We start from the raw sequence: 13,051 nt of genomic DNA on the forward strand, positions 1-13,051 counted from the left end.
CTTAATGATAAAGTGGATCAAGTTTATCGGGTGATATGCCAAATTTTTTCATGGCCGCTTTTAATTGCTTCGCTTCTACTTTTCCTTCTTGCATCAAGGCATACAAGCTAGCAATGACCACAAAGTAACGATTCACTTCAAAAAATTCACGTAATTTTTCGCGGCTATCACTGCGACCAAAACCGTCTGTGCCTAATGTCACATACGTTTTATCTTTGGGCATGTAAGCACGCAATTGTTCGCTGTATTGCTTCATGTAATCGGTGGCGCAAATAACAGGCCCTTGCGTATCTTGTAAGCATTGTGTGACGTAAGGTACTTTTTCTTTATCGCCTGGGTGTAATAAATTTTCACGCTCAACTTTACGCCCTTCACGTGTTAATTCATTAATACTGGTGGCGCTCCAAACATGAGCTTGAATGTTAAAATCTTTTTCAAGAATATCTTTAGCGGCCATCACTTCTCGTAAAATAGTCCCGCTGCCTAGAAGCTGAACGGTTAAATCGCCATCCGCGCCACTAAGCAATGGATACATGCCTTTTATAATGCCTTCTTCTGCACCTTTTGGTATCGCAGGGTGAGCATAGTTTTCATTCATAACGGTAATATAATAATAAATACGCTCATGCTCTTGATACATGCGACGTAGACCATCTTGAATAATAACCGCCAGCTCGAACGCAAACGTTGGGTCATAAGTAATACAGTTTGGAATGGTATTGGCTAAAATATGGCTGTGGCCATCTTGATGTTGTAACCCTTCGCCATTAAGCGTGGTACGCCCTGCGGTGGCGCCAATTAAAAAGCCTTGTGCTTGACAGTCCCCTGCCGCCCACGATAAATCGCCCACGCGCTGAAAACCAAACATGCTGTAGAAAATGTAAAACGGCACCATGGCTTTGTCATACGCACTGTAAGCGGTGGCCGCAGCTAACCACGCGCTAAACGCGCCTGCTTCGTTAATCCCTTCTTCCAGAATTCGGCCGCCTTTTTCTTCTTTGTAATACATCATTTGGCCAAAATCCACAGGCTCGTATTTTTGCCCTTCTGAACTGTAAATACCCACCTGTCGAAACAAACCTTCCATACCAAATGTACGCGCTTCATCAGGGACAATCGGAACAACTCGCTCGCCCATGGCTTTGTCTTTTACGAGGGCAGTCAGAATGCGCACAAACGCCATGGTCGATGAAATTTCACGATCCCCTGTGCCTTCTAGCTGCGCTTTAAATGAACTTAATGCTGGTACAGGTAACGGGCTGGTATTCTCCGTACGCACGGGTAAATAACCGCCTAATGTTTCGCGGCGTTTGCGCATGTACACCATTTCTGGGCTGTCTTCTGGTGGACGATAATACGGTACGTCTTTTAAGTCGGTATCGCTGATGGGAATATCGAAACGATCGCGGAAGGCTTTCAAACTTTCAATATCCAGTTTCTTCACACCGTGGGCATCATTTTTACCTTCTGCGGCGTCGCCCATACCATAACCTTTAATGGTATGCGCCAAAATAACCGTTGGTTGACCTTTATGGCCAGCCGCTTTTCGATAAGCAGCATAAACTTTATAAGGGTCGTGACCACCACGGTTGAGTTTATAAATCTCTTCGTCTTTCATGGACGCAACGCGCGCTTTTAACTCAGGGTATTTACCAAAAAAATGCTCTTTGGTGTAAGCGCCGCCTTTTGCTTTGTAGTTTTGGAATTCGCCATCGACAACTTCGTCCATGCGTTTTTGCAACAAGCCATCATCATCTTGCGCCAGTAGCGGATCCCAGTGTCGACCCCACACCACTTTCAGCACATTCCAACCGGCACCGCGGAAGGTTCTTTCAAGCTCTTGAATAATTTTGCCGTTGCCTCGCACTGGCCCATCTAAGCGCTGTAAATTACAGTTGATAACAAAAATTAAATTTTCTAATTTTTCACGGCCTGCTAAGTTAATCGCGCCCAGTGTTTCTGGCTCATCACACTCGCCATCGCCTAAAAACGCCCAAACCTTACGGTCCAATCGCGGCACTAAGTTACGGGCCGATATGTAACGCATAAAGTGTGCTTGATAAATCGCTTGCAGTGGGCCCAAGCCCATAGAGACCGTAGGGAATTGCCAGTAGTCAGGCATTAATCGTGGATGTGGGTAAGAGCTTAATCCTTCGCCGTCTACTTCACGGCGGAAGTTTTCCAATTGTTTTTTCTCTAAGCGGCCCTCTAAAAAACTGCGCGCATAAATACCTGGGGAAATATGACCTTGGTAATAAATTAAATCCCCCAGTGGGCATTTTTCGCTGGTTTTATTCGGTGCACGGAAAAAATAGTTAAAGCCCACATCATAAAGCGTGGCGCTGGAGGCAAAACTTGAGATGTGACCACCAAGGTCATCACCTGTTTGATTGGCTCGTACCACCATGGCAAGGGCATTCCAACGAATTAGCGATCGAATACGACGCTCTAGGAATAAATCCCCAGGCATTTTCGCTTCTTCATTAACCGGGATGGTGTTGCGATAAGGCGTAACAAATGAATACGGTAGCGGTAGGCCATTACGCGTGGCGCGTTCTGACAACCGTTCTAAAATATAACGGGCGCGTTCAATGCCAACTTCACGAATCACACTGTCGATTGAGTCTAGCCACTCTTTGGTTTCGACGGGGTCCTGATCTTGCTCAAAGGAATCCATTGTTCATCCTTGCCTGTAGTCAGTAAATAAAGAAGTATTAAAAGAGTATAGACAAGGATTCTATGTAGCTTGTCAAATCACAACAAGGCAAATTACGCCAAAATGTAGTTTTTTTACAAGAAAAGAGGAAAACGCTAAAACACAATTGCGGGCAGAGAATTTCACTTATAACAAGGAACAGGCACGATAAAACACCATCAATGAAATCACTAATGGTGGCCATAGATGACTCTTACAAGCCATTCTTGTAATTTTACTACAAGATCAAAACATATTAGCCATGCTTTAAAAGCTGATAATGGTACGGCTCACCGTAGTTCACACCAATTTGTGTCATCGACGCATAAGGCACATTCACCCGATTAATGTTTGGGTAAGGCAACCCTAAAACTTCTTTTAACAGCATACGGATGACACCGCCGTGGCAAATAATAAGCTGCCTTTCGTCTTTACGCGACAAACAACCAAACCAATCCTTAAGAACACGAGCCTCAAAATTCAGTACGCTTTCGCCTTCTGGCGAGGCAAAATGCATAGGGTCATCCCATAATCCTTTTATGCGCTCAAAATCGTGTTCGAAGACTTTATCCATGGGTTGATTTTCCCATACACCAAAATCAAATTCACGCAGGCCATCTGCCTGTAGCAGCTCAACATCCAACTCATTTGATAACCACTGCGCAAATGCCCAACACCGAGACAGTGGACTGGCAACAATCACATCCCACTGTTTACCCTGCACCGACGCTTTCATTTGCGACCAACCCAATTCAGTTAATGGGTGATCGGTGCGCCCGCGAAAAACATTTCCACCTTCTGGCTCGCCATGACGCAGTAAATCAATGGTTTTTCTAGGCTCTGTCATCTTATTCATCGGCCTCACTGACACCGGCTTGGCTGAACGTAGCCATTTCATTATGAAGAGCAACCGCGCTTTGCATCAGACTCACCACAACCGCGGCGCCACTGCCCTCGCCTAAACGCATACCAATATTCAATAACGGGCTCGCCCCTAAAGCCGCCAGCACTTTTTGATGCCCAGGCTCATGACTTTGGTGACTGTAAAATAGCCACAGCGCAATACTCGGGTTAATCGCTTGCGCCATAAGTGCAGCGACACTGCTAATAAACCCATCGACCAATACGGGCACACCCATTTGTGCGCAACCAATGTAAGCGCCTACTAGGCCTGCAATCTCAAACCCACCAAGACATTGGAGCTGCGCCAAAGGGCTTTGCGCATTATGCAAGGTAATTGCATCTTCGATAATCTGGGCTTTCATGGGCAGTTTATCTTCAGCTAACCCTGTGCCCGGACCAACCAGCTCTGCCGCAGGGCGATTTAAAAAAGCAGCGGCCAATGCACTGGCTGATGTGGTATTGGCAATGCCCATTTCACCACCAATAAATAAATCACAAGCCGTATCTTTTGCTCTATTGGCCGCGGCTAAGCCCTCAGCCAGCGCCTCTTCAAGTTGCTCTGAAGTCATAGCTGGCACTTGAGAAAAATCTTGAGTACCCGCAGCAATGCGCGCATCAATGATCTGGATATGAGGCGCCACTTCAAATACCGTACCTAAATTCACCACTTCGAACTGCGCGTTTAGCTGACGCGCCAATACCGAAATAGCCGCGCCCCCTTGGGCAAAATTTTTCACCATTTCAGTGGTGACCGCCTGTGGGAAAGCCGACACACCTTGATTGGCAACACCATGGTCACCCGCAAAAATACTGATAAAAATTTTATTTAACTCAGGGTGCACCTGCCCTTGGCAACCCGCCAAACGAGTCGCCACTTGTTCTAATTGCCCAAGTGCTCCGAGCGGTTTTGTGAGCGTTAGTTGATACTGTTGAGCTTGCTGCTCAACCTCACTATGAATAGTGGCGGCGTTATGTAAATACCAAGCCATGTTAGATCCTTAGAATACTAATGATAAAACCCATCTTTTTATGGGTTTGATTTAACAACCATCGGAATGCCAGCCACCATGAGCGTCACCTCATTGGCCTGTTTAGCGATTTGCTGATGCAAGCGACCCAAGTTATCCACATAACGTCGAGATAACTCCCCCATAGGCACAACGCCCATGGTAATTTCATTTGAAACTAAAATAACCAACCCTTGAGCTTGTTTAAGGGCGCTCAGTACGGCGTCCACTTCTGTGGATAAATCTAACTCATGATGCATGACATTCATTAACCATAATGTCAGGCAGTCTACTAAAACAACGTTATCAGGCTGGCTGTAAGTGGTAATAACATCGGCTAACGCTAAAGGTTCTTCAAGGGTATGCCAATGATCAGGCCGATCGCGTTGATGTTGAGCGATACGTTCATTCATCTCGCCATCAAGCGCTTGTGCTGTGGCCACATAAGTGACGCCTCTATTGGCCTGCTTAGCTAGAGATTCACCATAGCCGCTTTTACCTGAACGAGCGCCGCCTAAGATCAAATGCACAGAAGGTTGGGTGATTATCGCCATGTTTTTGTCATTATGAGTGAAAGGACTAATCTTATAAGGTATAGACAGCAGGGGCCAGTCAGATGAAAGATCAACGCCAATTTACCCGTAAATCATTGCAGTGCATGGTATCGGTTTTTAATGAACGAGGGTCCTCACTGGGCAATCTAGTGGATTATTCAGACGGTGGCGTCATGATCGCCAGCTACCAAGCCATCCACGTTGATCAAACCATTGAATGCACCATGGTCGATTTACCGAATAACATTGGTCGTAAACGCACAGGGAAAATCACGCTCTTATGCGTGTGGAGCAGCCAACTCACGAACACACTGTTTGGCAGTGGCTTTAAATTAACAAACGCAGATGAACAAGCCAAACTCATGTTTACAAGTTATGATGAGGACCAAGAGTCATAACGTGTAGCGCGATTTTTTATGAACACCTCCCCTGTTTTACTCGGCATTGACCTTGGCGGCACTAAAATTGAAATCATTGCGTTAGATAAAGCAGGTCAAAGTCTTTACTGCACTCGTACAAGCACGCCTCAACATGATGACCCCGCACAACAATACAATTTAATTATCCAACAAATTATACAACTGGTTTTTGATTGCGAATCCGCTATTGGCGCAAACACTTGCCCCGTTGGAATTGGCATTCCCGGTAGTGAGTCACTCATTAGCGGACTCATTAAAAACGCTAACACCACCTGCTTAATCGGCAAGCCATTTCGCCAAGACCTTTCGGATCATTTAAAACGTCCAGTAAAATTAGAAAATGATGCGAATTGTTTTGCTTTAAGTGAAGCCATTGATGGCGCAGGCAAAAGTGAGCCTAGCGTGTTCGCCGTTATCTTAGGCACTGGCGTGGGCGGCGGCTGGGTTATTAATAAGCAGCTCATCGTCGGCCCTAATCGTATTTGCGGTGAATGGGGCCATAACCCACTACCATGGGCCGATAACAACGATGAACCCAAACAAATATGTTACTGCAAAAAACAAGGCTGTATCGAAACCTACTTGTCTGGGCCGGGCATGAGCAAACAAACCGCCCTGCAATTTAATGTAAACATGAGCAGCCAAGACATAATGACTCAACGTAACAGTCACCCAGATGCACAAGAAAGTTACCAGCGGTACATACGCCGGCTCGCCAAAAGCTTAGCGAGCGTCATCAATATAATGGACCCAGAGATTATTGTATTAGGTGGCGGGCTATCAAACATTGCTAGCCTATATCAGGATGTGCCGAAAATTTGGGGCGAGTATGTATTTAGTGATGATGTAAAAACAAAGTTGGTTAAAAATCAGTATGGCGACTCCAGCGGTGTACGTGGAGCCGCTTGGCTTAATCGATATTAAAAACCAGCAAATACGGTTAAACAGGCCACCGCCAACAACCAAATAATGGCACAACGCTGCATGAGTTGATTACTTTCTTCTAACTCGGCCACCGCTTGAGTACAGTCAAAGTTAGTATCTGTGCGTTCATCATGCTTAAACATGGTTTCGTGCAGCACTGTTTGGCTAGGGCTTTCAAAATCTAGCATGAAGCGGCTTGCCGTGGTAAAGCTTTGTACAAAGTCCCCTGCTAACGCGATACTCACTGCGAGTAATCTCACGGGGCCCCAAGCCAATGCATGTAATAAACTTTTCGCCCATAATGCTTTCGACTGTGTATAAAACCAAAACGTTAATAAACACAGCAATGCACCACTGACACCTGCCACTAAAAACCAAAACGCAAAAATAAAAAAGCGTTTAAACCAAGCCATCACAATCGCTTCTTGCACATTTTGATGCAATTGCAGTGGCGTTTGGCTCTGTGCTTGCTCCTCTACATTTAAAAACTGCTGCGCACAATGATAAGCCGCTTGATAATCCTGACGTCCCCAGCAACCTTTGTAATCTTTAAAGCGCGAACTAAAGTCATCGCGGCCTAAAATGTATAAAAACAACAAAACCTGTAACACAATGGAGATTACACTGCCAACCACACCATACAAATAAGACAGGCCAAAACCAATCGCAATACAAGGCAGCCCGACAAGTAACGCATATGATAATACTTGGCCTTTGACGCTCATTTCCTCCAACTTAAAGGGTTTGAGCAAACGAAGATACCACGCATTATTGCGTTGATAGCCCTGATGTTTTGTTTGACGCTGTAACAGAACCGTAAACAGCAACACAATAAACTTCATGAATTATCTTCTTTAATAAGTTGTTTAAAATAGGCCCAGTCAAAGCTTGGCCCTGGATCCGTTTTGCGCCCAGGGGCAATATGGTTGTGACCCACGATTCGGTTTGCCGTGATCTCAGGATAATACTGGCACAAGCAATCCGTTACGTCAGCCAACCTTTGATACTGCTCTTGAGTATAGGGCACGTCATCCGCCCCCTCTAACTCGACTCCAATGGAAAAATCATTGCAGTTTGTCTCTCCCTCATATTCACTGACACCGGCATGCCAAGCGCGCTCGTTAAATGGCACAAACTGAACCATCTCTCCATCACGCTTAATGAGCAAGTGAGCACTTACTTTTAAATCTTTAATCTCATCAAAATATGGGTGCACAGAGCAATCTAACTGATTACAAAAAAAATCTTGAATGTAAGCACCACCAAACTGCTTTGGCGGCAAACTGATGTTGTGCACCACTAACATAGAGACAGCACCAGATGGCCTTCGATTATAATTCGGTGAAGGCTGCCAATACGCGCCTATTAACCTGTGATTGTGTATTTCCACTGTCCAATATTACCACCCCAAATAAACGCCAAGCATTGATGAATTTAAATGATTTAGCAAGACACCCTGCATAACACGCTTTAGTAAGCTCCCACAACCAACCCAGTCTTCTGTTTTACGCCCAGACAAGTGCACTCAAGGACCTTTCAGTATAAAATCCTGCTTTTTAAGGTGTATGGCGTTGGCTAACTCAGTAAATAAGGCCTTGCAACGTAACACAGCACCCTTAAGGTGCTACATCTGTTAAGCCACATTTATTTAGGCAGCGGCCATACAGACCATAAATCAGCGCTCACAACCCAATTACTAAAAAGCAGTATGACCATGAACCTAACCCACACACAGATTCAAGCCGACATTAAACAAGGCGTACAACTCGCATTGGCTGAAGACATTGGTTCTGGCGACATTACGGCACAGCTTATACCAGCAGACACAAACATAGCCACGCCCGCATCATCAGCCGTGATGACGCAACCATTGCTGGTTGTGCATGGGTAGATGAAGTATTCAAGCAACTTGATTCAACGGTCGAGGTCATTTGGCATGCCCAAGATGGACAGCACGTACAGGCAAACGACACCTTATTTGAATTAAAAGGCCCATCCCGCAGCTTGTTAACAGGCGAGCGCACCGCACTGAACTTCCTGCAAACGCTATCAGCCGTCGCAACCAAGTGCACTCATTACAGCCAGCAAGTAAAACACACCCAAGTAAAACTGCTCGATACACGCAAAACCATACCAGGTATGCGTAACGCACTTAAATACGCAGTGACACAAGGCGGCTGCTTTAATCACCGTATTGGCCTATATGATGCGTTTTTAATCAAAGAAAATCACATCAATGCCTGCGGCTCGATTAAACAGGCCATTGAACAAGCAAAAATAATTGCACCAGGCAAGCCAGTAGAAGTTGAAGTTGAAGGCTTTGAGGAGCTAAACCAAGCACTAGACGCGGGCGCTGACATCATCATGCTGGATAACTTTTCAATCGAAGAGACCAAACAAGCCGTTGAGCACGCCAATGGCAAAGCAAAACTAGAAGCCAGCGGTAACATCACCGATAAAACCTTAGTGAAGATTGCTGAAACCGGTGTGGATTATATTTCTATTGGTACATTAACCAAAGATATCAAAGCGGTGGATTTGTCCATGCGCATGGTTTGATGCCCCATTTTCAAGATTAAACTGAAAAACGGCTCTACAGCATTATTTGCTCAACAAACTGGCCAAACAGACGCTACTCGTCGCTAGGTGACATTTTTTGTCACCCTGCAAGTTGACACCTTTGCTCACTTTACAAACGAATGTGATGGAGTGCTCACTTTATGAGCATTTCTTTACTGGTTTTGCGACTGTTGCGTCTTTATTTTGACATGAAAATCATGAATACTATGCGCCATCAGTTGGCACAAGACCTGCTGTAGTAAAATTAATAATAAGGCTGTTCTAACAGCTAGATTATAAACAAACTAATAAATTATGTGGAGCGGTCTACTATGAAAGGTCAAAAAGGTTTTACCCTTATTGAATTAATGATTGTTGTAGCAATCATCGGTATTTTGGCATCTGTTGCGGTACCACAATATCAAGCATACATTGTACGTACTGATGCAATGACATCAACATCTGCTGCAGTTCGCCCATTGCAGTTCGCACTATCTGAATATGCTCAAATAGAACAAACACTACCTACAGCTGCGGCTATTGCTATCTCTCCATTTAATCAATGGGTAGCAGGCGAAGGCGAAAACTGTGTAGGTCCAGTTAAAGATGTTGCGCTAGTTGTTGCAGATGCTAACAATGCAGTGATCACAGCAACTTATTACGGCATTGCAGAAGCAGTAACTGCAAACTGTGCAGTTAACCCTGGCGTACTAACAGGTGCTGGTAATGGTGTAACAGCTGACCTAGATGGTAAAACTGTTACTCTTTCTGCAACTATGAACGGTAACGGTGCTGTATTCTACCGCACTACTGGCGGTACCTTAGACGCTAAGTACCTACCTAAAATTGGCGGCTAATTTAGCGCTAGTTTAAAAAAAACCCGCTTCGGCGGGTTTTTTTATACCTATAAGAAAGCCAGCTTCACTTTAGCTAGACACAAAGCAAAAATACCAATTAGAGCACTGTTTAAATTTACTAAAAACGGTATGATAAACAGCAAATTACAACAAGAATACTAGCAATATGTCCAATATTAGTGGCATCGCCCGTCAATTCGTTGAGCGTAAATTAATCAATGAACAGCAAGCTTTAACCCTATTCAACGAAGCCAATAAAGAGCATCGCTCATTTATTATGCACAGCTTACTCTCAGGCACCTGTAAACCTAAAGATGTTGCACTACTGGTTTCTGACGAATTTGGCCTCCCCTATTTAGACCTTGCGGCCATGGACCCTGAACACTTTGCTATAGACTTAATTAGCAATGATTTATTAGACAAACATAAAGTCCTACCTATTTTTAAACGCGGAAACCGCTTGCATATAGCGCAAGCAGACCCGTCTGACATGTCGGCACTGGATGATGTGAAGTTTGCCACGGGTATGACCGTTGATGCCACCATCGTTGAGTTTGACAAACTCAATATTATTTTAGAAAAGCTACAGGCTGGCAGCACGGCCTTTGATGATCTAGGTGAGGACCTTGACTTAGAAGATGATGAGCCTCAAAAGAAAGTAGCGGAAGACGATGGTACAGGAGATGAAGCGCCGATCGTCCGTTTTATCAACAAAATGCTACTGGATGCCATTAAAATGGGGTCATCCGATTTACATTTTGAACCCTATGAGAAACGTTACCGCGTACGTTACCGCACAGACGGCGTATTGCACGAAGTGGCATCACCTCCGATCAATCTTTCACACAAAATTGCGGCAAGATTAAAAGTTATGTCGCAAATGGATATTTCTGAGCGACGTGTGCCACAGGATGGCCGAATTAAGATGAAGATTTCCAAAAATAAGTCCATCGATTTTCGTGTTAATACATTACCCACATTGTGGGGAGAAAAGATTGTTCTACGTATCTTGGACCCTTCAAGTGCACAATTGGGCATCGACGCACTCGGATATGAACCCGCTCAGAAAAAGTTATACATGGACGCACTGTCTCAACCTCAAGGTATGATATTGGTAACGGGCCCTACTGGGTCCGGTAAAACCGTTTCACTTTATACTGGGTTGAACATATTGAATGTTGAAGGTACGAATATCTCAACCGCTGAAGACCCGGTTGAAATCAACCTTGAGGGCATTAACCAGGTGAATGTAAATGCCAAGGTCGGTCTAGACTTTGCTGAGGCGCTGCGTTCATTTTTACGCCAAGATCCCGATATTGTCATGGTTGGTGAAATTCGAGACCTTGATACGGCTGGCATTGCGATTAAAGCGGCCCAAACGGGTCATTTAGTATTATCGACACTTCATACCAATAGCGCCCCAGAAACACTCACACGATTAGCTAATATGGGCGTACCTGCTTTTAATATTGCCACATCAGTCAGCTTAATTATTGCTCAACGGCTTGGTCGTCGTCTATGTAGTATTTGCAAAACCAAAGCCGATATACCTAAAGAGGCGTTAAAAGAAGCGGGCTTCACCGATTCTATGCTTACCGATGCGACACTCTTTAAACCCGTTGGCTGTGATGCTTGTAGTAGTGGCTACAAGGGTCGTGTTGGCATATATGAGGTGGTTCGCATCACTGATGCTATCTCTCGTATTATTATGGAGGGAGGAAATGCGATCCAAATTGCTGACACAGCCCGTAAAGAAGGCTTTAATAATTTAAGAACATCTGCTCTTATGAAAGTTGCTCAGGGTGTTACTAGCCTTGAAGAAGCTAACCGAGTCACATCAGGGTAGTAGGAATTTAACATGGCCAAAACCAAAACTATGACTTTCCAGTGGGAAGGCATAAATAAGCGTGGACAAAAAATTGAAGGTGAGATGCTAGGAGAGAACTCCGCGCTCGTAAAAGCCCAATTACGCAAGCAAGGCATATTACCCAAGAAAATTCGCCGAAAATCTGAAGGCTTATTTGGAATAGGCGGTAGTGGCGGCGGTGGTTCAAAGAAAATTAAAAATATGGATATAACCATATTTTTACGTCAATTGGCTACCATGGCAAAAGCTGGGGTACCATTAATGCAAGGATTAGAAATTGTAGCTGATGGATTAGAAAACCCATCGATGCAAAAGATTGTTCTTGGGGTGAAAGATGATGTTGCCGCAGGTAATGATTTTGCTTCATGTTTAAAAAAATACCCTGATCAATTTGACCAACTAACTTGTGCATTAATCGAATCTGGTGAGCAATCGGGTGCATTAGAACAAATGCTTGACCGAGTGGCCCTATATAAAGAAAAGTCAGAGGCTTTAAAACAAAAAGTTTCTAAAGCACTCAAATACCCAATAGTAACCTTGATCATCGCGGCCATTGTGACTGTTATCTTGTTAGTTAAAGTAGTTCCAACCTTCCAAGGCATGTTTAAAAACTTTGGTAGTGAATTGCCAGCTGCAACTCAATTTGTAGTTAATATTTCGGAATGGCTACAAGCTAATTATCTTATTTTATTTGGTTCTATTATTGGTATCATTTTCGGCCTTAAAGAAGCGGTTAAACGCAGTCCAAAAGTTGCTGAAGAAAAAGACAAGTTAATGTTAAAACTGCCTATTGTTGGTGAGATAATGAAAAAGAGTGCGGTTGCTCGTTTTGGTCGAGTCTTATCAACCACATTTGCAGCGGGTGTTCCTCTAGTAGATGCACTTGAGAGTGTTGCAGAGGCGTCTGGGAATGTAGTTTATCGTGATGCCATCCTCAAGATTCAAGATGAAGTATCTTCTGGTACACAAATGAATGCTGCCATTCGTGCAACGGGCGTATTCCCTAACATGGTTGTTCAAATGGTAGCCATTGGCGAAGAGTCAGGTGCACTTGATGCTATGTTAGAAAAAGTGGCTACATATTATGAAGATGAAGTGGACAATCTAGTTGATGGGTTAACCTCAATGATCGAGCCGCTTGTTATGGCTTTCTTAGGTGTCGTGGTTGGTGGCTTACTTATCGCTATGTACCTACCAATATTCTCTATGGGCGACGCGATATAATCGTCGCCTCATTCTTATTTGACAGACAAAGCTAAGAAGTAA

Annotated in this window: 11 protein-coding genes and 1 pseudogene; 6 read left to right on the top strand and 6 right to left on the bottom strand. The window is 44.3% G+C overall.

Annotated elements, in window-relative coordinates; all coding sequences use genetic code 11:
- Position 1: 1 nt before the first annotated feature.
- From aceE to cobU, 4 genes are all read right to left on the bottom strand, one after another.
- Positions 2 to 2,677 (bottom strand): pyruvate dehydrogenase (acetyl-transferring), homodimeric type, encoded by a 2,676-nt coding sequence (gene aceE, locus ACU6U9_RS00465; RefSeq protein WP_446733127.1) that lies wholly within the window; start codon positions 2,675 to 2,677, stop codon positions 2 to 4.
- Between the two features lie 274 nt (positions 2,678 to 2,951).
- Positions 2,952 to 3,551, bottom strand: a complete 600-nt coding sequence (locus ACU6U9_RS00470) for a histidine phosphatase family protein (protein WP_446733128.1) — start codon at positions 3,549 to 3,551, stop codon at positions 2,952 to 2,954.
- Positions 3,544 to 4,587, bottom strand: coding sequence for a nicotinate-nucleotide--dimethylbenzimidazole phosphoribosyltransferase (gene cobT, locus ACU6U9_RS00475; RefSeq protein ID WP_446733129.1), 1,044 nt, complete (start codon positions 4,585 to 4,587; stop codon positions 3,544 to 3,546). The genes ACU6U9_RS00470 and cobT overlap by 8 nt, the downstream gene beginning before the upstream one ends.
- A 38-nt stretch (positions 4,588 to 4,625) precedes the next feature.
- Positions 4,626 to 5,159 (bottom strand): bifunctional adenosylcobinamide kinase/adenosylcobinamide-phosphate guanylyltransferase, encoded by a 534-nt coding sequence (cobU, locus tag ACU6U9_RS00480; protein ID WP_446733130.1) that lies wholly within the window; start codon positions 5,157 to 5,159, stop codon positions 4,626 to 4,628.
- Between the two features lie 62 nt (positions 5,160 to 5,221).
- Between cobU and ACU6U9_RS00485 the strand changes: the two genes are divergently transcribed.
- Both ACU6U9_RS00485 and ACU6U9_RS00490 read left to right on the top strand, forming a co-directional pair.
- Positions 5,222 to 5,557, top strand: coding sequence for a PilZ domain-containing protein (locus ACU6U9_RS00485; protein WP_446733131.1), 336 nt, complete (start codon positions 5,222 to 5,224; stop codon positions 5,555 to 5,557).
- Positions 5,558 to 5,575: 18 nt separating this feature from the next.
- Positions 5,576 to 6,502: an ROK family protein gene (locus ACU6U9_RS00490; protein WP_446733132.1), complete on the top strand. Its 927-nt coding sequence runs from the start codon at positions 5,576 to 5,578 to the stop codon at positions 6,500 to 6,502.
- Here the strand turns inward: ACU6U9_RS00490 and ampE are convergent.
- Positions 6,499 to 7,344, bottom strand: a complete 846-nt coding sequence (ampE, locus tag ACU6U9_RS00495) for a regulatory signaling modulator protein AmpE (RefSeq protein ID WP_446733133.1) — start codon at positions 7,342 to 7,344, stop codon at positions 6,499 to 6,501. The genes ACU6U9_RS00490 and ampE overlap by 4 nt on opposite strands.
- On the bottom strand, positions 7,341 to 7,892 hold the full coding sequence (gene ampD, locus ACU6U9_RS00500) for a 1,6-anhydro-N-acetylmuramyl-L-alanine amidase AmpD (protein ID WP_446733134.1): 552 nt from the start codon (positions 7,890 to 7,892) through the stop codon (positions 7,341 to 7,343). Before ampD ends, ampE begins: the two co-directional genes overlap by 4 nt.
- A gap of 324 nt (positions 7,893 to 8,216) precedes the next feature.
- Here ampD and nadC point away from each other — a divergent pair.
- The 4 genes and pseudogenes from nadC (at position 8,217) to ACU6U9_RS00520 (ending at position 13,009) form a co-directional block, all read left to right on the top strand.
- Positions 8,217 to 9,061 (top strand): annotated as a pseudogene (nadC, locus tag ACU6U9_RS00505) (carboxylating nicotinate-nucleotide diphosphorylase).
- Positions 9,062 to 9,393: 332 nt separating this feature from the next.
- Positions 9,394 to 9,918 (top strand): pilin, encoded by a 525-nt coding sequence (locus tag ACU6U9_RS00510; protein WP_446733135.1) that lies wholly within the window; start codon positions 9,394 to 9,396, stop codon positions 9,916 to 9,918.
- 166 nt (positions 9,919 to 10,084) lie between these two features.
- Complete coding sequence (gene pilB / locus ACU6U9_RS00515; RefSeq protein WP_446733136.1) at positions 10,085 to 11,764, top strand: type IV-A pilus assembly ATPase PilB; 1,680 nt, start codon at positions 10,085 to 10,087, stop codon at positions 11,762 to 11,764.
- A 12-nt stretch (positions 11,765 to 11,776) separates the two neighbouring features.
- Positions 11,777 to 13,009 carry a type II secretion system F family protein gene (locus tag ACU6U9_RS00520; RefSeq protein ID WP_446733137.1) on the top strand — a complete coding sequence of 411 codons (1,233 nt, stop codon included), beginning with the start codon at positions 11,777 to 11,779 and terminating at the stop codon, positions 13,007 to 13,009.
- Positions 13,010 to 13,051 lie beyond the last annotated feature (42 nt).

It is taken from the genome of Pseudomonas sp. HK3 (genome assembly GCF_052920985.1).